Raw genomic sequence first — 22,381 nt, forward strand, 5'->3', positions numbered from 1 at the left:
GGGGGAAGGTGGGGAAAGCCTGCGAGGTTCAGGGGGGGGTAAAACTTCTGGGGCGAGGCCCCGGGAGACTGGGGAAACAGGGCGGAGACCGCCCCCCCCCCCCCCCCCCCCCCCCCCCCCTCAGCCGTGCCGGATGGTGGGGATCAGAGCTTGGCCAGCTTCGGGTAAGGGCTCAAGAACCGTCCCTGGCGGCCCGCGAAGTCGATGACCACAGCGTCCTCTCCCTCGACGCCCACGATCCTCCCGAGGCCGTACTGGTCATGGGAGACCCGGTCACCGACCTCGAAGTGCTCCACGGGTGGGGCGGGCGGTGCGGGCACGTTGAAGGGACTGTTCGGCAGGTGGCGGCGCGAGCCGGGGGGCCTCGTCATGCTCCCAAGTATGGGGCTTCGAGCGGCCGGGGCACCATGCTCCGTACTCACACTGCCCTCACATCGGTATGGAACAGACACACAAGCCACGGTGTTCGGGTACGCATCCGCGGCCGGGAAGCGACCCGAACGGGGGACGACGGTGACGCCCCGCATCCCCTCGGACACGCACTGCGGTCGAGGGGATGCGGGGTGCGCGCCGCGGGCTCAGGCCGCGGCCCACGGCCAGTCGGCGTTCCGCCCCCGCTCCAGGAGGTCCACCATGCGGAACGCCGCGTCCGAGAGGCCGCCGAAGACGTGCCGGTTGCCCTGGCCGGAGGCGCCGTGGCCCGCGCGGTACCCCGCCAGGTTCCAGGTGTAGACGGGCACGTCCGCCGGGACCTGCCCGGTCGGGTCGCCGTGGTAGTCGTACGCCGCCTGCTCGTCGGTGACGATCAGCACCCGGTCGTGCTTCTTGTAGAAGCGGCGCACCGCCTCGGTGGTGTTGGTGCCGCCGAGGTCGCCGAAGCGCTCGAGGACCTTCAGGACGGACTCCCCGGCGCGGTACTTCACCCGGGCGCTGCTGGAGCCGAACTGGACCAGGTCCGCGTCGGCGGCCCGCAGCGCGAGCGCCGTGCCGAAGATCGCGGCCGCATCGGCCCGGTTGAGCTGCGAGCGGTCCGAGAGCGGCGACCACATCGAACCGGAGCGGTCCACCAGGATCAGCGTCCGGCCCGGCAGCGACGGCACGTTCGCGAGCGAGTGGCCGAGCGCCTGCTCCAGCGGGTACGACCAGCGCAGCGACGGCGCGTGCTGGTACGCGGCGAGGTAGCGGAAGGGGAACTGCCGCGACGCCGCGACGACTTGCGGGTCGGCGAGCCTGGCCGCGACACCCGCCGCGACCTCGTCGCCCACGCCCGCCTCGTCGAAGTTCCGCAGGTTGCGGACCAGCGCCATGGCACCCATCGACGGGATCACGGCCTCCCAGGCCGCCCTGTCCATGGGCCCCTGCAGCCAGCCGGCGAGCGCCTCCCAGGTGAGGCCCGCGGCGGCGAGCCGCTCGGCGCCGCCCTCGCCGGTGACCACCGCGCGCCGCTCGGCGACGGGCAGCGCCATCAGCTCGCGGTGCGCGGTGAGCACGCGCGCGCCCTCGGGCGGCACGGCGGTCTCCGGGTGGTGGCGCCGGTCCAGCGCGTACTGGAAGAGGCCGCCCTGCCACGGCTTGTCCGGGTCGGGCGCCGCGTGCACGAGGTTGAGGATGTCGCCGAAGCGGTAGCCCTTGGCCGCCGTGTCGTACTTGAGCAGGGACTTCTCGCTGTAGAGGCGGCGCACCGCGTCCGCGATGCCGCGCTTGACGGGCTTGGGGATCGCCCGGCCGTACGTCGCCGTCCAGTAGGCCAGGAGCTCGCCGGGCTCGTCGGGACGGCACAGCACGGAGGCGACGACCCGGCGGCCCGTGGGGCCTTCGGTGGCGCGCGCGTCCAGGCGTGCCCTGACGTACTCGGCGGCGCCGACGATCGAGGCCGTGCGCAGGTTGCCGTCACCGCGCAGCCAGCCGAGCAGGCCGGCGGTCCACTCCGGGTCCTCGACGGCGAGGCGGCGCACGAGGCCCGCGAAGCGGTCGTCGCGGGCCTCGCCCGTCTCGTAGAAGGTCTGCTGGGAGACGAAGTTCGCGACCGCGAGCAGAAAGAGTTCGGAGCGGGCGTCGCGCAGGTGTCCGCGGCCGCCCTCGTACGTGTGGGTGGTGCGGCCGGTCGACTTCACCGGAGACGTGACGAATGCCTTGGCGGACTTGGTGTTGAAACGCGCCATGAGAATTCCCCCGAATTCATGTCGTGCGTGGCTGTATGTCATTTCGGGGGAGGCGGTCGGCTGGAGTGTGCCCGAGTTCATGAACGGCGACGGACTTGTGTCGGATGCTCTACCCATTGAGCTACACCGACCCGAAGTCGATGACGGGACTCGAACCCGCAACCCTCTGATCCAATGAAGTAACCGTTGCCTGCGCACCGGGCACACACCAGCTGCCGCCTCCCGAGATCAAGGGGGCCGCGGCGTGATTTCTCGAAAGGAAGTAGCCGCTGCCGGCGCACCGGGAGGTGCACGAAAACGCATGAAGTTGTGGTGTCCGGAGTTCCCTTCGGCGGAACCGACGGTGGTGCTCTGCCACTGAGCTGCACCGGCTTGTCGGTATCGGAGGCGGGAATCGAACCCGCGACCTCCCCATGAAGAGTGGAAGCAGGTCCTGCCTTCGCACCCGGACATGCATCACTTTAGGAGAGCGAACTGGCGGGACGCCAAAGGTTTTTACGCGCCCCGATCTCCCCGGGGGCTTCGTGGCCTTCCCGAGACGGTGATTCCCCGGCGGCCGCAACCGTACGATGCCTCAGAGGCGTCGCACAGACCGTCAGGTCGTCCTGCTCGTCCTGTCGTCGTCCCGAGGGCCCTTCGCGGGCCGCTGGAAGGAGCATCCGTGGAGGTCGGCGGGTACCGGATCGTCTCGCTGCTGGGCGAGGGCGGCATGGGCCGTGTCCACCTGGCGCGGTCCGCGTCCGGGCGGCCGGTCGCCGTCAAGACGGTCCACGGGCATCTCGCCGCCGACCCGGAGTTCCGTGAGCGCTTCCGCCGCGAGACGGCCGCCGTGCGGGCCGTCACCGGTCCGTACACCGCCGCCGTGCTCGACGCCGACCCGGACGCCGAACAGCCCTGGCTCGCCATCGAGTTCTGCGCGGGACCCGGTCTGCCGAAGGCGGTGGCCGCGCACGGCCCGCTCGGGCCCGCCGAGCTCGCCTCGCTGGGCGCCGCGCTCGCCGAGGCCCTGGCGGCGGTGCACGCGGCGGGGCTCGTACACCGCGACGTGAAGCCGTCCAACGTCGTCATCACCCGCGACGGGCCCAAGGTCATCGACTTCGGCATCGCCAAGAGCGCGGCCGACGAGAGCCTCACCGCCACCGGCGAGGCCATCGGCTCGCCCGGCTTCATCGCCCCCGAGCAACTGGCCGTGGACGGCCGTCCCGAGCCCGCGTCCGACGTGTTCGCGCTCGGCGCGGTGCTCGCGGTGGCGGCGACCGGGCGCGGCCCCTTCGGGTCGGGCGGCGCTCCCGAGGTCCTCTACCGCACGCTGCACGACGAACCGGACCTGCTGGGCGTGCCGGGCCCCGACTGGGAGGGCTTCCTCGGCCGCTGCCTGGCCCGCGACCCCGCCGAGCGGCCCACGGTCGCCGACGTGCTCGCCTGGTGCGCCGAGCGGGCCTCGGACGAGCCCTGGTGGGAGCAGGAGCCGGTCGCCGGGCAGATCCGCCGCCAGGAGGACGGCATCGCGAAGCAACTGGCGGAAGCGGCCCGGGATGCGGGGCCGGACTCCGAGGGCGGCGGCGAGGATCCGTCCGACGGCGAAGAACCGGACGCGGCCGCCCCCGGCGACGAGTGGCCTCCGGCAGCCTTCCGCCACACCCGCACCGCCACTCCGCCGGACGATGCCCCCACCGCCCCGCAGAACGACACCGGCCCCGCCACGGTGGCCGGTCCCCCCGCGCCCTCCGACGCCCGCCCGGACACGCCCGCGGACCCGCACGACACCCCGCCGCCCCCGGCCCCCGCCCCTCGGACCTCCCGGCGCCGCCTCCTCGCCTGGGGCGGGGCGGCGCTCGCGGCCGTGGGGACCACGACGGCGGCCGTCCTCCTCGGCGACGGGGACGGCGGCGAGAGCGGCGGCACGCCAGGGGCCAAGGGCCGCAAGGAGTCGCGCCCGCCGCTCGGCGAGGTGGTCTGGAGCCGCGACATCGGCGAAGTCGAGTACGGCGGCGCCCTGCTGCGCAGCGGCAAGGACCTCTACGTCGTCGACGACAAGGGCCTCACCCGGCTCGACGCGGAGACCAACACGGTCCGCTGGACCTACCCGGAGGAGGACCTGCGGGGCGTCGAGGCCCGCGGCGACCTGGTCTACGTGCTCCGGGACAGCCTCTTCGAGCCCGAGCTGATCGCCCTGCGCGTCGCCGGTGGCCGCGAGGCGTGGAACTCGGGCGTCCTGATGCGCAACAAGCACCGGCCGCCCCGCCCCATGGACGCAGGGACACCCGAACTGGAGGGGAACCAAGGCCTGTTCACCGTCTCGGACGACGTGACCTGCCTGTTCACCTACACCCCGTACGGCACACAGCAGGAGCGGCGCACCAACGGCGGCCGACCGTGGCGTGCGTACGGCTTCGACTCCCGTACGGGGGACGAGCTCTGGTTCCACGAGGGGCGCGCGGCGGGGGTGACCGGCGTGGACGACGCGGGCGGCCGGATAGCCGTGGCCACCGCGTCCGGCGCCGGGTCCGTCGGCCCGGACGGCTCCTCGGACACCGCGCGGGACGAACCGCTGGTCGTCCTCAAGGCGTCCGACGGCACCGTGGAGCGGGAGATCGAGGACGGTGCCCGGCGCGCCCGGGCCCACCCCGGTGCCGAGGGCGTCGGGTACTTCGCGTCGGACGACCGGATCGAGGCGGTCGACCTGGCGACGGGCCGCGCCGTCTGGGACCGGGCCTCGGCGGCGACCACCGCCGTCACACCGCGGGCCACGGACGGCCTGGTGCTCGCCGGCACGTCCGACGGCATCGAGGCACTGGACGCCCGGACGGGCAAGAAGCGCTGGTCGCGGCCGGGGTTCCGGAACATCGGGGAGGGCGAGCCGCTCGTCTCGGACGGCCTGGTCCTGGTCTCCGGCCCGGAGACGGGCGGCTCGGGCCAGGGGATGTGGGGCGTGTACGCACTGGACGTACGGACGGGCGACGCGGTCTGGGCGGTACCGGTCGACCCCGCGTCCGACCTGAGCCTGGTGGCCGCGCACGACGGCCTGGTCCACATCTGCGCGGGCCGCACGCTGCACACGGTGCGGGGTCCCGAGGGCTCCCGGACATGACGGAGCGGTCGCGGACGGCGTGCGCGTTCCGGGGTGCCGTGGCCGACGGCATCCGCCGCGGGCCGGACCTCACCGCCGCCCCTCGGGGCACCGCCGCATGACCGGAACGCCTCTCCTGCCGGGCGTCCCGCTCCTGGCCGGTGATCCCCGGCGCCTGGGCGGTCACCGCATCCTGCGGCGGCTCGGGGCCGGTGGCATGGGACAGGTCTATCTGGGGCGCAGCCCCGGCGGGCGGCTCGTGGCCGTCAAGACCGTGCACGCGCACCTCGCCGCCGACCCGCACTACCGGGAGCGCTTCCGGCGCGAGGCCACCGCGGCGCGCGCCGTCACGGGGGCGCACACCGCCGCCGTCCTCGACGCGGACCCCGACTCCCCGGTGCCCTGGCTCGCCACGGCGTTCCTGCCGGGCGTCACCCTGCGCCACGCGGTCGCCGCGGGCGAGCCGCTGGGCGCCGCGGCCGTGCGCTCGCTCGGCGCGTGTCTCGCCGAGGCCCTGGCCGGCATCCACGCGGCGGACATCGTGCACCGCGACCTCAAGCCGTCCAACGTGCTGCTGACCGGCGAAGGGCCCCGGGTCATCGACTTCGGCATCGCCCGTGCCGCAGGCGAGCTCGGTCTCACCGAGGCCGGATCGATGCTCGGCACGCCCGGGTTCATGGCCCCCGAGCAGGTCACGGGGGAGGAGGTCGGGCCCGCCGCCGACGTGTTCGCGCTGGGCGCGGTCCTCGCCTTCGCCGCGACGGGCGAGCAGCCCTTCGGCTCGGGCCCCGTCGCCGTACTGCTCTACCGCGCCACGCACGAGGAGCCGCACCTGGCCCGGGTGCCGGAGACGGCGGGCCTGCGCGCGCTGGTCGCCGACTGCCTGCACAAGGAGCCCGGGCGGCGGCCCTCCGTGGCGCGGGTCCTGGCCCTGACCTCGGCGCCGGGCGCGCCCCTGTGGTGGCGCGAGGAACCCCTGCGGTCGCTGATCGCGGGCGAGGAGCGGACCGGCGCCGCAGCCGCGGCGTCAGCCGGTGGCGACCACGACGACGGCGGGCCGCAGCCGCTCCGGCAGCCGGCTCCCCCGTCCGCCCCCACCGTCCCGGAACCGAGACCGGCGCCAGCACCAGCACCAGCACCAGCACCAGCACCAGCACCGGATCGGAGGCCCGCCCCGAAGCCCGCCCCTGCCTCCTCCCCCGGCCCCGAACTCCCCCGCACCGAACACCTTCGCCCCGGCCTCCCGCGTCCCGGCCGCCGCCGCACCCTCCCCCGCCGCACCCTCCTCACCACCGGCGGCGCCGGTCTGGCGGGCCTCGCCGTCTGGGCCGTCGCCCGGACCCCGAAGGCGCCGGACGGGGACCCGGACACGAGCGGGCCCGTCCTGAGGAAGGGATCCGGGCGGCCCGGCCGGCAGCGCTGGGAGCTGACCGGGCGGGCCGAGGATGGCTCGGGGGGCGTCGAGTCCGCGCTGCTCGCCGGAAACACCGTGCTGGTGCACGGGCCGAGGCCGGGACTCGGCACCACGGAGGGCATGGTGCGCGCCGTCGACGCCGGCGACGGAACGCGCCGCTGGCAGTACGACAAGGCGCCCGCGAGCGCCGCCCGCGAACAGCTCTGGGGCGTGGCGAGCGGCCTGCTCATCGCCCCCGGCCTGATGGACAGGGTCTACGCCCTGCGGACCGGCGACCCGTGGCGGGTGCAGGGGCCGTGGCGCGGGAGCGTGAAGTGGTTCGCGGTGGCGGGCGGGCGGCTCGTCACGCTGGACGACGGGGGCGGTTCCGCGGACGACCGGGTACTGCACTCGCGCGCGCTGCCCTCCGGCGGCTCGCCCCGCACGCGCGCGAAGGACGAGACGCGCGACTGGCGGGCTCCCGCGGTCTCGGGCGGCCGGCTGCTCCTCGTGCCGGACACCGGGGCGCTCGACCCGGCCGTGCGCTGCCTGGACGCGGTCACGGGCCGGATGCCGTGGACCTACACCGGTCTCGGCGAGGACGAGCAGGCGCAGACCTCGCCGGTGACGCTGCCCGCGCCGGGCGGCCGGGGCGGCGACCGCTTCGCCCTGCTGAGCGACGCCGACGAGCTGCACCTCATCGACGTACGCACCGGTGAACGGCTGCGCAAGGAGCCCTTGAAGCTGACCGCGGGGAGCGGCGCCACGGCCCTCGGGCACGCCGCGGGGGTCGGCCTGCTGCTCGCCGCCGGTGAGGACCTGATCGGCTTCAGCCCCGAGACCGGCAAGCGGCTGTGGAGCCACCCCACCGCGGGGCTCGACACCGGCTGGCCGACGCTGCCGGGCGGCGGCAGGCGCGGGCCCGTCGCCGCGGACGGCGTCCTGTTGAACTGGCTGGACGCGAAGACCTTGCAGGCCCTCGATCTGGCCGACGGCGGCAAGCAGCTGTGGCGGACGTCGTTCGACGCCGTCGCGGGCTGCCCGCCCGCCGTCGGGGGCGGCACGGCGTACGTCACGGCGGGGCGGGTGTGCCGGGCGCTCGGTCTGCGGACGGGCCGGACGCTGCAGGAGTGGCCGGTGGACGAGGCCGTCACGTGGCTCGCCGCGGACGGCGACGGCTGGTACGCGCGGATCGGCACGTCGTCCCTGCGGGCGGTCAACGCTCCCTGACGCCCGGGGCCCGCGGCCCGGGGCCGGCCGGTCAGCGCTGCCGCTGCCGCTTCCAGGGGCCGGTGATGGCGAGCATGATGCCGGGCGTCTGGATGTTGGCGTAGAGCGTCCTGCCGTCGGGCGAGAAGGTGACGCCCGTGAACTCGCTGTACTCGGGCTTCTCTTCGGTGCCCGCGTTGAGTTCGTTGCGCGCGATCGGGTACGTGCGGCCGCTGTCCGTCGCGCCGAACAGGTGCTGGACGCCCTCCCCGTCCTCCGCGACGACCAGGCCGCCGTACGGCGAGACGGTGATGTTGTCGGGGCCGTCGAAGGCACCGTCCCTGCCGGGGTCGGGGTTCACGCCGAGGAGCACCTTCAGGGTGAGGGTGCGGCGGCCCGGGTGGTAGAACCACACCTGTCCGTCGTGCCGGACGGGGCTCTCGGCGCGGGCGAACGAGGAGACGATGTAGACGCCGCCGTCACCCCACCACATGCCTTCGAGCTTGCGGGCACGGGTGATGTCGCCGTCGTCGAACTGCTCGCGCACGGGCACGGTCCGCGCGTCGCGGTCGGGGACCTCGGCCCAGTCCACGCCGTAGACCGTGCCGATCCGGGTGGCGCGGGAGAGGTCGTCGACGAAGCGGCCGCCGGAGTCGTAGCACTTGGGGGCCTTCAGGACGCCCGCGTCGTCGGCGAGGGTCCGCAGCCTGCCTCGGCCGTGCTCGAAGCCGTGCGGCGGGGTCCAGCGGTAGAGGAGGCCGTTGGGGCCCGAGGCGTCCTCGGTGAGGTAGAGGTGGCCGCGCCGGGGGTCGACGACGACGGCCTCGTGGGCGTAACGGCCCAGCGCCTTGACGGGCTTGGGGGCGCGGTTGGCTCGCCGGTCGAGGGGGTCGACCTCGAAGACGTAGCCGTGGTCCTTGGTCATCCCGTTCTGGCCGGCCCGGTCCTCGGTCTCCTCGCAGGTGAGCCAGGTGCCCCACGGGGTGGAGCCGCCCGCGCAGTTGGTGGCGGTGCCCGCGATGCCGACCCATTCGGCGACCCGTCCGTCGGGGCGGACCTCGACGACGGTGCAGCCCCCGGCCGCGGCGGGGTCGTAGACGAGGCCCTCGGTGAGCGGCACGGGGTGCGGCCACTTGGCGCGGGGGCCGCCCAGCTCGTGGTTGTTGACGAGGAGCGTGGTGCCGCGCGGGCCTCGGAAGGCGGCGGTGCCGTCATGGTTCGACGGCGTGTACTCGCCGCTCTCCAGGCGGGTCTTCCCGCTGTGGGTCAGGACGCGGTAGGAGAATCCCGCGGGCAGCGCGAGCAGGCCCTTCGGGTCGGGGACCAGGGGGCCGTAGCCGGGGGCGTGGCCATGACCGTGGCCCGGGGCGTCCGCCGTCTCCGGATCGTCCTGGAGGTCCGTCGCGGCCAGGGCGCCGGGCGCGGTGGCGAGCGCGCCGACGCTGCCGGCCAGGGCGACCCCGGCACCGGAGAGCGCGGAGCGTCTGGCGAAATCCCTGCGGGTGAGCGACATGGTGTCTCCTGAGGGCGCGAAGGCGGGTACGTACGACCGGGCTGCTTCCGGCGCCACCGTCCCGCTCGCGTATAAACGGCGGTTGAACACCGTTCGACGTCGAGGGGCCACCTTCCATGAACCTGCCCATGAACCTTTCGGGATCCGGCCGCCGGGTCCTGATCAGCGGAGCCTCGCGAGGGCTCGGCCGCGCGCTCGCCCGCGCCTTCGCCGACAACGGCGACCGGGTCGCGGTGCACTACGGCTCGCGCGAGGACGACGCGCGGGCGACGCTCGCCTCGCTGGCGGGCGACGGGCACGTCCTGGTGGGCGGCGACCTGTCGGACCCGGCGGGCGCCGCGGACGTCGCGGGGCGGGCCGCCGACGGGCTCGGCGGCGGCCTCGACGTCCTGGTGAACAACGCCGCCGTGAACCTTCCGCACCCCCTCGCCGACACGTCGTACGAGGAGTGGGCGGAGCTGTGGCAGCGGCACGTCTCCGTGAACCTCCTCGCCACCGCGAACCTCAGCCACCTCGCGGCCCGCCGCATGATCGACCAGGGCACGGGCGGCCGGATCGTGAACATCGGCTCGCGCGGCGCCTTCCGCGGCGAGCCCGACCACCCGGCCTACGGCGCGACGAAGGCGGCCGTCCACGCGCTCGGCCAGTCGCTCGCCGTCTCCCTCGCGCCCCACGGGATCGCCGTGGCGTCGGTGGCGCCCGGGTTCTTCGAGACGGAGCGGGTCGCGCACCGGCTCGCCGGGGCGCAGGGCGAGGCGATCCGCGCGCAGAGCCCGTTCGGGCGGGCCGGGACGGCGCAGGAGATCGCGGCGGCGGTGCTGTGGCTCGCGTCGCCGGTGGCCGAATGGGCATCGGGCACGGTGCTCGACCTCAACGGGGCTTCACATCTGCGCACCTGAGACCCGGCCGCGGGACGGCGGGCAGGACAGGGAACAGGGCGGACGAGACTTGGTACACAAGGTCAACAGGAGCAGATCACCCGTAAAGGCAAGAATCACCGCAGAACACCTTGACCCGCGCTGCCCACGGCAATAGACAGCACCTACGTGCACACGCACCATCCGCGCGGGGAGGCGGGCCGAGTGGACGCACAGCAGGCACGCAGCCTCCATGAGGGCCGGCTGATGAGGCTGGCCAATGTCACCGGAGTCGGCACCGGCAGGGACGAGCTCTCGGGTCAGGACGTGATCGTCGTCTTTGTCACCCACCGAGTGCCCCGTGACCGCCTCCGCGACGACGACGTGGTTCCGGACGTGCTCGACGGCGTCCCCGTACGCGTGCTCGCCATCGGCGAGACCGACGCGCAGGACGGCGGTACGTAGCGGGCGCGACGCCCCGGCACGGCCCGGAGCCCCCACCCTTCACAGGGGAAGAGGTGGTCTGGCGTGGTGAGCCAGCCCGAACTGATGCGAGGACCCACCGGCGGTCAGCTGAGCGACAGCTCCCGCCAGCAGGCCATGGCCGACTTCCTGCGGCCCCAGCAGCCGCTGGCCAACGTCGTCGGCTTCGGCCACGGCGTGAAGTGGAGCGACGGGGAGCCCACCGGCGAACCCGCCGTCATCGTGTTCGTCACCCAGAAGGTCCCGGAGTCGATGCTCCCGGAGCGGGACGTCGTCCCGCGCCAGATGGACGACGGCACCCCGACCGACATCGTCGCGGTGGGCCACATCGCGGCACAGCGCCAGCAGAGCAGGCCCGGCGGCCGCCGCGCCGAGGACCGCTCGTCGGTGGCGTACGGCCCGGACGGCAGCGTCGGCGAACAGCTCGCGGGCCTCGGACAGCCGCAGCTCGAAGAGCTGGCGGGGCGCGGCGCGTTCGAGCCGCAGCTCCTCAAGCGCCGGATGCGCCCGTGCCCCTCCGGCTTCTCGGTCGGCAACGTCCGGGTGACCGCGGGCACGCTCGGCAGCGTGGTCTACGACTTCCTGCCCGGCGCCTCCGTCGACCCGCCGGGCTCCGGCCTCGGCGTACCGGCGAAGTTCTCCATCCTCTCCAACAACCACGTGCTGGCCGACTCCAACCGGGCGCAGCTGGGCAGCGCGATCGTGCAGCCCGGCGTCTTCGACGGCGGTCAGGACCCGGCGGACCGCATCGCGACGCTGGAGCGGTTCATCACCATCCAGTTCGCCCCGCAGATCCCGCTGGAGCGGCACAACAACGTCGTGGACGCGGCGCTCGGCGCGGTCGACTTCCAGGACGCGACGCGCGAGCAGTACTTCAGCGGCGCCCCGCGGGCCTGGCGGCGCAAGGCCAACGTGGCCGTCGGCGACCTGGTGAAGAAGTCCGGCCGCACGACGAACATCAGCTTCGGCCGGATCATCGCGGTCGACGCGACCGTCGACGTGAACTACGGCACGGCGGGCACGGCCCGGTTCAAGGACCAGATCGTCACGACGAACATCTCGGCGGGCGGCGACTCCGGTTCACTGGTCACCTCGCAGGACGACGTCGCGGTGGGGCTGCTCTTCGCCGGTTCCTCGGTCGCCACCATCGTCAACCACATCGAGAACGTCCGCGCGCTGCTGCGCGTGGAGATCGCCGAGCTGCTGGCCTGACGGTCAGGACGGAAGGAGGGTTTCCCATGACCACTCAGGCACGCAAGCAGAAGGGCCGGACGCGGGCGGAGCACCGCTTCCACAATCCGCAGGGCGCCGAGGTCAAGACCCGCGACGAGGCGTTCGCCGCGCCGGCCGCCGACGTGTCGGCCGAGGCCGTGTCGACGGAGTGCAAGCTGACGCTGCACAGCGGCCCCGTCACGTTCGCCATCGAGGTGAAGTACAACCCCAACACCTATCCGCACGTGGTGACCGGCGGGCAGATCACGTCCGGCATCTGCGGGGCGCCGTGGGACATCACGGGCGGCACGCTCGGCGACACGATGCGGCTCGACGCGAAGCGCTCGGGGCAGGGTTCGTGCGCGACCACGATCACGATCGTGGGCGAGTACCAGAACCCTCCGGCGTACCGGGGCACGTACGGCTTCGACGGGGCGTCGTCCTCGTTCAAGCACACGACGCGGTATGCCGTCGACGGGTGAGCGGATTCCCGGGTGGGCCGTGCCGCTGGGCCCACCCGGGGTGCCGTCCGTCGCCCTTCGGGCTCGTCCTCGATCGCCGGACGGGCCAAAAGGTGCCGGACGGCTTAGATGTTCCTCGCCTTGAAGGCCGCCTTGCGGGCCTCCTTCGCCACCTTCTTGTCGGGGTGCAGGCGGCCCATCGCCTCCAGGACGTCCGCGGTGGCGGGGTGCTCGACGCGCCACGCGGTGGAGAAGAAGCCGCTGTGCTGCTGTGCGAGGCCCTCGACCAGGCCCTGCAGCTCCTCCGAGTTGCCCTCGGCGGCCAGCTGCGCGGCGAGGGTGTCGATGGTCAGCCAGAAGATCAGCGCCTCCGACGGCGCGGGCACGTCCGCGGCGCCGTGCTCGGCGAGCCAGACCCGGGCGAGACCGCCGAGCTCGGGGTCGTCCAGGACGTCCCGCAGCGCGGGCTCCGCCTCGTCGCCCACCAGGGAGAGCGCCTGCTGGCAGCGGAGCCTGCGCAGCGGCGCGCCCTCGTCGCCGCCGCGTGCGGCGGACAGCAACTCCCGTGCGGCCGCCAGCGGTTCGTGCCGGGTCAGCCACTGCTCGATCTCCGCCTGCGCGGCGGCCTGCGGGAAGCCGGAGGTGCCTTCGAGGAGCGCGTCGGCGCCCTTGTCCGCGAGGTCGCCGACGGCGGGCGCGTCGACGCCGGCCTCCAGCATGCGGGCGCGGATGCCGTACAGGCCGAGCGGGGTGAGGCGGACCATGCCGTAGCGGCTGACGTCCTCGTCGTCGACCTGCGGGGGCTGCTCGGCGCTCTCGTCGTCGATGTCGGCCATGAGGGCCTCGTCGACCGGCTGGTACTCGACCAGGCCGAGCGGCTCGAAGAGCCGGAACTGGTCGTCGAGCTTCATCATCGCGTCCGACACCTGCTCCAGGACGTCGTCCGTGGGCTCGCCCATGTCGTCGGGGACGATCATCGAGGCGGCGAGCGCGGGCAGCGGCACCGGGCCCTCGCCGGCCGCGGCGTCGCCCACGGTGAGCAGGTAGAGGTTGCCGAGGACGCCGTCCAGGAAGTCGGCCTCGGCCTGCGGGTCCCAGCCGAGCTCGTCGAAGTTGACCTCGCCGTTCTCCTCCAGGACGTCCAGGAGGTCCTCCATGTCGGGCACGGTGGCGTCCGCGTACACGGTGTCGAGGGCGCCGAGCCAGATGCCGAGGATGTCCTGCGGGCCGCCCTCGGTGAGCGCCGCGAGGTCCTCGCCCTGGGTGACGGTGCCTTCGGCGCCCTCCTCCTCGGCGTCCGTGACCTCGACGAGGCCGGTGTCCACCGCCACGCGCCAGGCCTCACTGGCGTACGCGGGCGAGTCCGGGTCGTCGGCGGGCAGGCCCAGCTCGGCGGCGGCCGCGGGGAGCTGGGCCTCGACGAGCTCGCCGCCCGCCCCGACCCGGGTCTCGGGACCGGCCCAGCGGGCGAGCCGCACGGCGCGGGACAGCAGCGGTGAGGCGAGCGCGGCCCGCGCGAGCTCCGCTTCGGAGTGCAGCAGCACCGGCGGCAGGGTGGCGGGACTTACGGACATCGGCTGCTTCTCCTCCGAAGGTGCGGGACGCCGAACGGTCGGATCGGCAAGGCGCAAGCCTAGACGGATATGGCACCATGCCGCCCGGTTCATGTCCCTGTCAGGAAACGTACCGCTCGGGAACACCCGGGGAACCTTGACAACTCCCCTGCTCAGGCAAGAGATTGACGCGCGTAGAGCGCCTGTCCGGGCCTGCGCCGCCGCTTCGACCTCCCACCCTCATCCGGAGATACCTCGATGCCTCAGATACCGACGCCCCGCGTACCGCGATCCGCCGCCGTCAGCACCCTCGTCGCCACCGCCCTCGCGGCGGGCCTGCTCGTGGCCTCGTCCTCGGCCGCCTCGGCCGACGCGGTCGCCATCCACGACGTCCAGGGCACCACGCGCGTCTCCCCACTGGCGGGACAGCAGGTCACGGACGTCGCCGGGATCGTGACGGGGGTGCGCGGGTACGGCTCCAAGGGCTTCTGGATCCAGTCGGCCGCCGGTGCCGCCGACAAGGATCCGGCCACCAGCGAGGCGGTCTTCGTCTTCACGGGCTCGGCGGCCCTCACGGTGAAGGCGGGCGACGCGGTCCGGGTCTCCGGGACGGTCGGGGAGTACGTTCCCGGGGGCGCCGCTTCCGGGAACCAGTCCCTCACCCAGATCACCAAGCCGACGGTGACCGTGGAGTCGTCCGGCAACGCGCTGCCCGCCCCCGTCACGCTCGACACGAAGTCCGTGCCCGCCGCGTACGCGCCCAAGGGTGAAGCCGCGCACGGCGGCAGCATCGACGCGCTGCCGCTGAGGCCCCGCTCCTACGCCCTCGACCTGTACGAGTCCCTGGAGGGCATGAACGTGCGGGTCGCCAGCTCGCGCGTGGTCGGCGCGACCGACGCGTACAACGAGCTGTGGGTGACGGTGAAGAAGCACGAGAACCCGAACCGGCGCGGCGGCACCGTCTACGGCTCCTACGACGCGCAGAACGGCGGACGGCTGCAGATCCAGCAGCTCGCCCCGGTCTCCGAGCACCCCTTCCCCAAGGCGAACGTCGGGGACGTGCTGCGCGGCGGCGCCGAAGGCCCCCTGGACTTCAACCAGTTCGGCGGCTACACCCTGGTGGCCCGCGACCTCGGCGCCGTCTCCGACAAGGGCCTCACCCGCGAGAAGACCCGGCGCCAGGCCAAGGGCGAGCTCGCCGTGGCCACGTACAACGTCGAGAACCTCGACCCGGGCGACCCGCAGGAGAAGTTCGACGCGCTCGCCGGCGCCGTCGTCACGAACCTCGCCTCGCCCGACATCGTCACCCTGGAGGAGATCCAGGACGACAACGGCGCGAAGAACGACGGCACGGTCTCCGCGGCGGCGACCCTGAAGAAGTTCACGGACGCGATCGCCGCCGCGGGCGGGCCGCGCTACTCCTGGCGCTCCGTCGACCCCGAGAACAACAAGGACGGCGGGGAGCCCGGCGGCAACATCCGGCAGGCCTTCCTCTTCAACCCCGAGCGGGTCTCCTTCACCGAGCGCGCGCCCGGCGACGCGACGACGCCCACCGAGGTCCTGCGGCACGGCAAGCGGGCCGCGCTGAGCCACTCCCCGGGGCGCGTGGACCCGGGGAACGCGGCGTGGACGGACAGCCGCAAGCCGCTGGCCGGCGAGTTCGTCTTCCGGGGCCGCACGGTCTTCGTGATCGCCAACCACTTCGGGTCCAAGGGCGGCGACGAGGGGCTGACCTCGCACCACCAGCCGCCGGCGCGCTCCTCCGAGGCCAAGCGGCTGCTGCAGGCTCAGGCGGTGAACGGCTTCGTGAAGGACCTCCGCAAGGTCCAGCGCGATGCCGACGTCGTGGTGCTCGGCGACATCAACGACTTCGAGTTCTCGGCGGCCACCAAGGCCCTGGAGGACGGCGGCGCGCTGCGCTCGGCCGTCCGTTCGCTGCCCAGGAGCGAGCGCTACTCGTACGTCTACCAGGGCAACTCGCAGGTACTCGACCAGATCCTGACCAGTCCGGGCGTCGGCGACGCGGACGACTTCAGTTACGACAGCGTGCACATCAACGCGGAGTTCGCGGAGCAGAACAGCGACCACGACCCGCAGGTGCTGCGCTTCCGCCCGTGAGGCCCACGAAGCCGTGAGACGGCCGCCGGGTCATCCGTAGAGGTGGTCCAGCCAGTCCTGCCAGGCCAGTTCGGTGCCCTTGGCGTCCGCGTGCGCGCCGAAGTCGTGGATGCTGAGGGCGATCGGGGCACCGAAGTGGTTGCGGCCGTAGAAGCGGTGCAGCGTCTGGTCCGCGCGCAGGCCGATGAAGTACCGGCTGCGGAAGTCGATGACCGCGTCCAGTTCCCCGCCGGGGGCCTGGACGCGGACCCGGGCGCCGTCCGAGGCGTCGTCGGGCAGGCCGAGCGCGCGGGCCAGGCGCGCGAAGGCGTCCGGGGCGGCGGAGGCGGGCGGGCCGTGCAGGCTGGAGAAGGCGACGGGACGGCCCTCGAAGTACGCCATGTACTGGCCCAGGGTGTGCAGGTGGAAGTCGGCGTGCTTGGCGACGACGTCGTACCGCGCGTCCGGGTCGCCCGTGAAGATGCCGCTGTGCGCGTAGCGCAGCCAGGAGCGGCGGCCGCCGTCGCGGGGCTCGATGGTGTGGTCGAGCTGGTTGAGGGTCTGGCCCGGCACGCCGTCCGGGTCCTCGACCCGGGCCGTCAGGCGGCGGGGCGGGTCCCAGCGGGTGACGGTGCCGCCGGAGGGGGCGGCACCGCCCTCGCGGGGCTCGTACTCCATGGGCCACAGCCAGCCCCCGGTACCGGTGGTCAGGGCCGCCCAGAGCTGGGCGGGCGATCCCTCGACCTCCAGCTCCCTGACGATCTCGAACGCCTTGCCGGCGCCCTCGGCGTCCTCCGCGGGAGCGGCCCCGGACCTGTCGGCGTCGGCCTTCGCCCTGCCGGTCCTGCCCCTGCCGGGCCTGCCCCTGCCCTGCCCCCCGCCGCCGGTCCTTTCGCCACTCATGCCGGCCTCCCGGGAGGGGTGAGGGCCGGGTGGACGGTCACCACCGGGCGGTGGCCGCGGCCGTTCGCGCCCGCGGCGGCCCCGTACTCCCGGACCAGGGCCGCCACCGCGGCGGCCGGTTCCTCGGCGAACGCGGCCCGGCCGGCGGTGGACGTGCACCGCGCCCCGCCGTCCGGCGCGAACGCCACGAGCCGCCGCCGTGCCCGCGCCGCCCCGGCGAGCAGCGCGCCCACATCCCGCACCGGGCGCGCGGTCGCCTTGTCCCTGCGCCGCGCCCCGGACCGCTCGACCGGGCCGTGCCGCTCCAGCGCCCTGAGGTGGTGGTTCACCTTCTGCCGGGGCAGCCCCACCCGTCCTGCCGGCATCGCCGCGGACGCGGGGCCCGCCGCGAGATCGGCGAGCAGCCGGGCCCCGGTGGGGTCGAGCGAGACCGCGGCGGCGGCCGGGCCCTCGATCACGGTGACGTCGAGCATCCTCTTACCGTCCCGCCGACAACTATTGCTGTCCAGGCGCGGGGAACGGACGGCGGGACGGCGCCGGAAAACTACGCCTTGCTCGGTACGAAGCCGTACGCGAACCGGTACCGGGCGACCGCGTCGTCGCGCACGACGCCGGGGAACTCGTGGACCCGCCGCCACTGGGGTGTGGGCGAGCCGACCCCGGTGCCCGCCGAGGCGAGCGCGTCGGCGTGGGCCTGTTCGCTCGTCCACTCCGCGTAGTTGACGACCCGCGTGCCGTCGGTGCTGACGTGGAAGTGCGCGGCGAGCAGCCCGCGGTCCCCGGCCGGGGCGCCGTCGAGCGCCTCGATCACCCCGTCCGCCCACGCGCGCTGCCGCTGCGGGTCGGGTCCTTCGAAGTCGACCTGCACGATCACGATCGCGCCGGGTTCGCGCCCCTCGCGCCCGCGCCCGTCGGTCCAACTGCGGTACAGGCGCGTCTTGTTCAGGCCGAGCCGTTCGATGCCGGGGACGGCCGCGTCGATGTCGGTGTTCCTGGCGTCCCTGCCGTTCCCCGCGCTCGCGAAGAAGTCCTGGTAGGCGTCCTCGTCCCGCCAGTGCGAGTGGTGCAGGACCGTCGATCCGTCGGAGCCCGCGTACACGGTGTACGAGAGCAGTCCCTCGTGGGGCCAGGGCCGGGTCTCCCAGGCCCCGGCGATGGCCTTCAGGGTGGCGCGCTGCCGCTCGGGCGAGCCGGTGCGCCAGGTGCTGATGAAGGTGAGGCCGCCGTCGGCGCGGGCCGGGTCGGGCAGGGTGCCGGTGCTGAGGGTGGTGGTCGCGGGCATGGCGGGTCCGTCCGTCTCGGTCGAGGTCGGGTGCGGGAGCGGCGCGCTCCCCGTACGCACCACGCTCCGACCTCAACCGAGGTTGACGTCAAGCGCGTCCGGAATCCGGTGCCGTCACCGCCGTGAGCACGGGCCGCTTCGCCTCGCGTCCGTCGCCCGACGAGCGCCCCCGCACCCGCCGCCACAGCCAGGGCCCGAGGAACCCCGCGAGCCAGCGCGCCTCCGCCAGCGCGGCGCCCGGCACGGACACCGGGGCCAGGGGCGGCAGCGGGCTCATCCAGCGCGCGTGACCTTCCAGACCCAGCGCGTCCGCCACGCCCGCCGCGATCCGGGCGTGCCCCAGCGGGCTCGCGTGCAGGCGGTCCCCGCTCCAGAGCCGCGGATCGGTGGTGACGCGGTGCGGGAACGTGTCGAGGACGAGCACGCCGTGGCGGTCGGCTGCCGCGCGGATCCGGGCGTTCAGGTCCAGGACGCGGGGCAGTGCGCGCCGCGCGAGCGGGGAGATCCGCCCGATGTCGGGAAAGGTCACGGTGGCCACCCGCGCGCCGGCCGCGGTGAGTTCGGTGAACATCTCCTCCACGTCGGCGGCGACGCGCGCGGCGTCGAAGCCCGGCCGGACCAGGTCGTTCATGCCCGCCATGACGGTCACGAGGTCCGGCTTCAGCGCGAGGGCGGGGCCCAGCTGCTCGGCCTTGATCCGTGCCGTCACCCGGCCGCGCACGGCGAGGTTGGCGTACAGGAGGTCCGGATGGTGGGCGGCGAGGTGCTCGGCGAGCCGGTCGGCCCAGCCGCGGTAGCCGTGCTCCTCGTCGCCGTCCCCCATCCCTTCCGTCTGGCTGTCGCCGATCGCGACGTAACGGGTGTACGGAGGGTGCTGCGTGGCGGCCATGCCCAGAGCTTCCCCCGGGCATCGGCCCTCGTCAACGGGTGTCCCCGGCGGCCGGGATGCGCCCGCCGGCGCGGGTCACAGCAGGTGACCGCCGCCGTCGACGAGCAGCACCTCTCCCGTGATGTACGAGGCCTCGGTCAGGTCGACGACGGCCTCCGCGATGTCCTCGGGCCGGCCGACACGGCCGAGCGGAAGGCGTCCCGCGACCTCCTCCATGGCGGCCCCGATGCCCTCGACCCCTTCGAACCAGGGAGTGTCGATCATGCCGGGCGCGACGGCGTTGACCCGCACGTCCGGGCCGAGCGCCTTGGCGAGCAGCTTGGTCATGTGGTTCACGGCGGCCTTGCTGACCGCGTACGGGATGGAGCTGCCGTTCGGCCGCACGCCCGCCTGCGAGGAGATGTTGACGATGCTGCCCGCGCCGCTCGCGCGCAGGTGCGGGACGGCCGCGGTGATGGTCTGCCAGACGCCGATGACGTTGACGTCGTACAGCTCCCGCCACACCCCGGGGGTCGCCGCCGCCAGGTCGTCGTGGTCGATGAACCGGGTAGTGCCCGCGCAGTTGACCAGGATGTCCAGGCGGCCGTACGTGTCGACGGCCGTCCGCACGAGCCGGGCGGCGTCGGCCTCGTCGGCGACGCTCCCCCGCACGTAGACGGCGTCGGGGAGTTCGGCCGCCAGCTGCTCGCCCGCGTCCACGGAGCGGGCGGAGTTGACGACCACGCGGACGCCGCGGGCGGCGAGGCGGCGGGCGACGGCGGCGCCGATGCCGGACGACGAGCCCGTCACCAGGGCGACGCGCCGCTCGTCGGGCGCCGCCCCGCCACTGCCGTCGGGGTGCGCCGTGTCCGTCCTGCCGCTGCCGCTGTTGTCAGTGTGAGCATTGCTGTTGCTGTTGTTCATGTGCCGTGAGCCTCTGTGTCCGTCCGGCCTGTCGGCGCCCGCGCCGATCATGCCAGACGGCCGCGGGGATCAGCCCGGCCAGCGGCCCGTCAGGCGCCGCACGCCGACCGCGCCGCCGCGGTCCACCGCGGCCCTGACCACGGCGAAGATCGCGCCCTGCAGCGCGGCGGCGGCGAGGATCTCGCCCCAGGCGCGGTCCTCGTCGTGCGCGTCCGGCGCGTCGTCCTCGCCCGCCACCGCCTTCCAGGTGCGGTTGAACAACGCACCCGCGGCCATGCCGCCCAGCATGCCGAAGGCCATGCCGAGCGGCTTGTACAGCAGCTTGACCCCGCTCATCAGCGCTTGCCCCGCTTCCGGCGGCGCAGCACCGCGACGGCGAGCACGACGCCCGCGCCGGCCGCGAGGAACGTCCTCGGGTGGCGCCCGCCGGTCCGTACGACACCGCTCGCGGCGGCCCGTACCGGCTCGGGCGTGCCTTCCTGCACGCGGCGCGCGGCCTCGGCCACCTTCGCCTCGGCCTGGACCACGGCCTGGTGCTCCTCGGCCCGCGCCTTGCCGCTGAGCACGGCGCCCTTGGCGCGCCCGGCACCCTCGGCCGCCATGCCCTTCGCCTTGGCCGCGCCCTCGATCGCCGCGCCCTTGGCACGGCCCGCGCTCTCGGCGGCCTTGCCCCTGGCGCGTACGGCGCCGTCGGCCGTCGCGGTCTTCGCGTGGCCCGCCTCGTCGGCCGCCTTGACCTTCGCGCGTGCCGCCTGTTCCGTCACCTTGTCCTTCACCTGTGCCGCCGTTCCTCGTACCTGGCCCTTGACCACTTCCGCCCGGTGCTTGGCGCGGGACTTCACGTCCGCCTTCGCCGCCAGTTCCTCGACGGTCTCGCCCAGTCGGCCCCGGGTCTCCTCGATCTGCCGGCGCAGTTCGTCCGGCTCCTTCACGCCCTGGTTCTCCTGGCTCTGCTTCTGCTGCTTCTTGGGGGTGTCCGTCATCGGTGCGCCCTTCCCTTGATCTCCTCGACATCCGCCTTGACGCTGTCCATCGCCTCCTGCGGCACGGGCGGTACCGCGCGGGCCAGCTGCCCTCGCCCCAACGCGGCGAGCACGCCCGCCACGACGAAGAGCACGCCGGTGACGATGAGGGCGGCCGCCCATACGGGCATCGCCAGCGAGAGCGCCGCGGCCGCCGTGGCGGCCAGTGCCATGAGTCCGACGTAGGAGATCGCGCCGGCCGCTCCGATGAGCCCGCCGCCGCGGCCCGCGCGTTTGCTCTTCGCGGCCATCTCCCGGGCCGCGAGCCGCATTTCCTGGCGTACGAGATCGGAAAGCTGTGCGGTGGCCCGTTCGACGAGCTCGCCCACCGAGTGCTGTGCGTGCTCGCGCGTCGGCTGCTCGCCCAAGGTCCCGGTCACGGTGTCGCCTCCCTTCTGGCTGGGAGGTCCGAGTACCCGCAGTGGCCCGTGCTATCCCCGCTGATCGCCGGTGAAGCGCGCCAGCTCCGTCTGGAACCAGTCAAGGCGGGCCTGGAGGAGCGCCGCCTCGGCCATCAGTTCGGGCATGCCGAGTCCCGGCAGACCGCTGCCGGAGGCGGGCGGGGCGGCCGCGACGACCCGCAGCCCCTCCCCCGCGAGCCGTGCGAACTCCGCGAAGGACACGGCCTGCCGCCCGCCCAGACACCGCCCGCACGCCGGCTCGACCACCCGCCACCCCGGCCTGCCCCAGCCCGCGTCGGCGAGCAGCGGGGCCGCGGTGCCGCACGGGCACGGCGGCACCGTCGCGGCCCGCACCCGCTGCCTGGCATAGCGGAAGCCGCGCTCGAAGCGGATGTAGGCACCGAGCACCGTCACTTCGAGCAGCGCGGCCCTGCGGTGCTCGGCGGTGCACAGCAGCGCCTCGGCCGTGGCGCGCTCGTGCACGCAGTGGAAGCCGCAGTCGCAGCGGCGGTGCGGGGCGCGGTGCCTCCTGCCGTAGACGCAGCTCGCCTGGTCGAGCACCCCGTAGGGCAGTCCCGCGCCGAGCGAGACGCCGGTGAAGCCGGCCCGGGTGCCGTCGTGGGACAGCACCGGGCGGGCGATCTTGTATCCGGTGGGCGGCTCCGTCGGGCGTTCCTCGGGGAGCCGCAGCCTCATCGGGCGGCGGCCTCGACGGGCCGCTCCCGCACCACCGGCTCGCGCTGCTCCGTATCGGGTCCGGGCACGGAGGTCCCGTGCCTCGCGGACCGCTCCTCGGGCCGCTCCTGCGACCCCTCCTCGGACAGCGGGGGCCGCTCTTCGGCGATTCCGGTGGAGAGTGCCTTGCCGAGCCTCATGACGCCTCCTGGGGACCGACTGCTGGGGACCGACTCTCCCGCCATAGTGGCCCACACAGGGGTGAGTTGGCACCAGTGCCTGCCGCACCTCACGGC

21 protein-coding genes are annotated in these 22,381 nt (G+C 74.1%); 7 read left to right on the forward strand and 14 right to left on the reverse strand.

Annotated features, from left to right (window positions below):
- Window positions 1–143: 143 nt before the first annotated feature.
- Together ACZ592_RS30735 and ACZ592_RS30740 are read right to left on the reverse strand one after the other, a co-directional pair.
- Window positions 144–371, reverse strand: coding sequence for a CarD family transcriptional regulator (locus ACZ592_RS30735; protein WP_055564387.1), 228 nt, complete (start codon window positions 369–371; stop codon window positions 144–146).
- A gap of 207 nt (window positions 372–578) precedes the next feature.
- A complete protein-coding gene (locus ACZ592_RS30740) occupies window positions 579–2,162 on the reverse strand; it encodes a TROVE domain-containing protein (protein WP_471584941.1) in 1,584 nt (527 codons plus the stop codon).
- Window positions 2,163–2,823: 661 nt separating this feature from the next.
- Between ACZ592_RS30740 and ACZ592_RS30745 the strand changes: the two genes are divergently transcribed.
- Together ACZ592_RS30745 and ACZ592_RS30750 are read left to right on the forward strand one after the other, a co-directional pair.
- Complete coding sequence (locus ACZ592_RS30745; RefSeq protein ID WP_471584942.1) at window positions 2,824–5,253, forward strand: protein kinase domain-containing protein; 2,430 nt, start codon at window positions 2,824–2,826, stop codon at window positions 5,251–5,253.
- Window positions 5,254–5,350: 97 nt separating this feature from the next.
- Complete coding sequence (locus ACZ592_RS30750) at window positions 5,351–7,855, forward strand: protein kinase domain-containing protein (protein ID WP_471584943.1); 2,505 nt, start codon at window positions 5,351–5,353, stop codon at window positions 7,853–7,855.
- A 31-nt stretch (window positions 7,856–7,886) separates the two neighbouring features.
- On the opposite strand, the gene ACZ592_RS30755 is transcribed toward ACZ592_RS30750, so the two are convergent.
- Window positions 7,887–9,347 (reverse strand): alkaline phosphatase PhoX, encoded by a 1,461-nt coding sequence (locus ACZ592_RS30755; RefSeq protein WP_471584944.1) that lies wholly within the window; start codon window positions 9,345–9,347, stop codon window positions 7,887–7,889.
- A 128-nt stretch (window positions 9,348–9,475) separates the two neighbouring features.
- Between ACZ592_RS30755 and ACZ592_RS30760 the strand changes: the two genes are divergently transcribed.
- The 4 genes from ACZ592_RS30760 to ACZ592_RS30775 all read left to right on the forward strand — a co-directional run bounded on the left by ACZ592_RS30760 (window position 9,476) and on the right by ACZ592_RS30775 (window position 12,381).
- Complete coding sequence (locus ACZ592_RS30760) at window positions 9,476–10,246, forward strand: SDR family NAD(P)-dependent oxidoreductase (RefSeq protein WP_471585103.1); 771 nt, start codon at window positions 9,476–9,478, stop codon at window positions 10,244–10,246.
- Window positions 10,247–10,471: 225 nt separating this feature from the next.
- Window positions 10,472–10,669: a hypothetical protein gene (locus ACZ592_RS30765; protein ID WP_471584945.1), complete on the forward strand. Its 198-nt coding sequence runs from the start codon at window positions 10,472–10,474 to the stop codon at window positions 10,667–10,669.
- Between the two features lie 66 nt (window positions 10,670–10,735).
- A complete protein-coding gene (locus tag ACZ592_RS30770) occupies window positions 10,736–11,899 on the forward strand; it encodes a chymotrypsin family serine protease (protein ID WP_471584946.1) in 1,164 nt (387 codons plus the stop codon).
- Between the two features lie 26 nt (window positions 11,900–11,925).
- Window positions 11,926–12,381, forward strand: coding sequence for a hypothetical protein (locus tag ACZ592_RS30775; RefSeq protein ID WP_471584947.1), 456 nt, complete (start codon window positions 11,926–11,928; stop codon window positions 12,379–12,381).
- Window positions 12,382–12,485: 104 nt separating this feature from the next.
- Here the strand turns inward: ACZ592_RS30775 and ACZ592_RS30780 are convergent, their stop codons facing one another.
- Window positions 12,486–13,934, reverse strand: coding sequence for a hypothetical protein (locus ACZ592_RS30780; protein WP_471584948.1), 1,449 nt, complete (start codon window positions 13,932–13,934; stop codon window positions 12,486–12,488).
- A 237-nt stretch (window positions 13,935–14,171) separates the two neighbouring features.
- Between ACZ592_RS30780 and ACZ592_RS30785 the strand changes: the two genes are divergently transcribed.
- Complete coding sequence (locus ACZ592_RS30785) at window positions 14,172–16,031, forward strand: endonuclease/exonuclease/phosphatase family protein (protein ID WP_471584949.1); 1,860 nt, start codon at window positions 14,172–14,174, stop codon at window positions 16,029–16,031.
- Between the two features lie 30 nt (window positions 16,032–16,061).
- Here the strand turns inward: ACZ592_RS30785 and ACZ592_RS30790 are convergent, their stop codons facing one another.
- The 10 genes from ACZ592_RS30790 to ACZ592_RS30835 form a co-directional block, all read right to left on the reverse strand.
- Window positions 16,062–16,913, reverse strand: coding sequence for an SRPBCC family protein (locus ACZ592_RS30790; RefSeq protein ID WP_471584950.1), 852 nt, complete (start codon window positions 16,911–16,913; stop codon window positions 16,062–16,064).
- Window positions 16,910–17,386, reverse strand: a complete 477-nt coding sequence (locus ACZ592_RS30795; protein WP_471584951.1) for an ArsR family transcriptional regulator — start codon at window positions 17,384–17,386, stop codon at window positions 16,910–16,912. Before ACZ592_RS30795 ends, ACZ592_RS30790 begins: the two co-directional genes overlap by 4 nt.
- A gap of 71 nt (window positions 17,387–17,457) precedes the next feature.
- Window positions 17,458–18,195 carry an antibiotic biosynthesis monooxygenase gene (locus ACZ592_RS30800; protein WP_471584952.1) on the reverse strand — a complete coding sequence of 246 codons (738 nt, stop codon included), beginning with the start codon at window positions 18,193–18,195 and terminating at the stop codon, window positions 17,458–17,460.
- Window positions 18,196–18,283: 88 nt separating this feature from the next.
- Complete coding sequence (locus ACZ592_RS30805; RefSeq protein WP_471584953.1) at window positions 18,284–19,084, reverse strand: SGNH/GDSL hydrolase family protein; 801 nt, start codon at window positions 19,082–19,084, stop codon at window positions 18,284–18,286.
- A 75-nt stretch (window positions 19,085–19,159) separates the two neighbouring features.
- Window positions 19,160–19,987, reverse strand: a complete 828-nt coding sequence (locus tag ACZ592_RS30810; protein WP_471584954.1) for an SDR family NAD(P)-dependent oxidoreductase — start codon at window positions 19,985–19,987, stop codon at window positions 19,160–19,162.
- 69 nt (window positions 19,988–20,056) lie between these two features.
- Window positions 20,057–20,323, reverse strand: a complete 267-nt coding sequence (locus ACZ592_RS30815; protein WP_471584955.1) for a DUF4235 domain-containing protein — start codon at window positions 20,321–20,323, stop codon at window positions 20,057–20,059.
- Window positions 20,323–20,970 (reverse strand): DUF3618 domain-containing protein, encoded by a 648-nt coding sequence (locus ACZ592_RS30820; RefSeq protein WP_471584956.1) that lies wholly within the window; start codon window positions 20,968–20,970, stop codon window positions 20,323–20,325. The genes ACZ592_RS30815 and ACZ592_RS30820 overlap by 1 nt, the downstream gene beginning before the upstream one ends.
- Window positions 20,967–21,389 carry a phage holin family protein gene (locus ACZ592_RS30825; RefSeq protein ID WP_471584957.1) on the reverse strand — a complete coding sequence of 141 codons (423 nt, stop codon included), beginning with the start codon at window positions 21,387–21,389 and terminating at the stop codon, window positions 20,967–20,969. Before ACZ592_RS30825 ends, ACZ592_RS30820 begins: the two co-directional genes overlap by 4 nt.
- Window positions 21,390–21,440: 51 nt before the next feature.
- On the reverse strand, window positions 21,441–22,106 hold the full coding sequence (locus ACZ592_RS30830; protein ID WP_471584958.1) for a hypothetical protein: 666 nt from the start codon (window positions 22,104–22,106) through the stop codon (window positions 21,441–21,443).
- A complete protein-coding gene (locus ACZ592_RS30835) occupies window positions 22,103–22,285 on the reverse strand; it encodes a hypothetical protein (RefSeq protein WP_471584959.1) in 183 nt (60 codons plus the stop codon). Before ACZ592_RS30835 ends, ACZ592_RS30830 begins: the two co-directional genes overlap by 4 nt.
- Window positions 22,286–22,381: the final 96 nt, after the last annotated feature.

The organism is Streptomyces sp. NPDC040622 (assembly GCF_055593965.1).